Genomic DNA, 390 nt, shown 5'->3' on the forward strand with positions numbered 1-390 from the left:
GTCAGCGCCTGCACGCCGAGAAGGTAAAGGCCGAACCCGGACGAATGATAGTCCGGCGTCAGCGACAGCACGAGGTCGACGGCGAGCAGCCCGTGGAGCAGGACGAAGGCGATCAGGCCGACGATCGCCAGCCGGTAGCTGGCCGTCGACAGCAGCGCCACACCAAGAGCCGCGGCGCCGATCAGGATGGCCAGCACGCGAACGCCGTAAAACACTGGCGCCAGGTAGATGCCCTTGAACCCGCCGAGCCCGCCATCGAACCATGCAAACAGCCAGGGCATGCCGATCACCACCGGCAGCGCCACAAGCACCAAAGCCGGCGCCAGCGCCACCGCCACACGGCACGGCTCCATCAGTTCCATACGCCAGGAGCCGGGAATGATCCGCACC

Annotated in this window: 1 protein-coding gene; it reads right to left on the reverse strand. The window is 66.9% G+C overall.

Annotated elements, in window-relative coordinates:
* Nucleotides 1-281, reverse strand: a 281-nt coding sequence (locus tag AC1D0P_RS31320) for a hypothetical protein (protein WP_477680285.1), incomplete at its 3' end; no start/stop codon positions are given.
* Nucleotides 282-390 lie beyond the last annotated feature (109 nt).

Source organism: Polaromonas sp. P1_G2 (assembly GCF_056405515.1).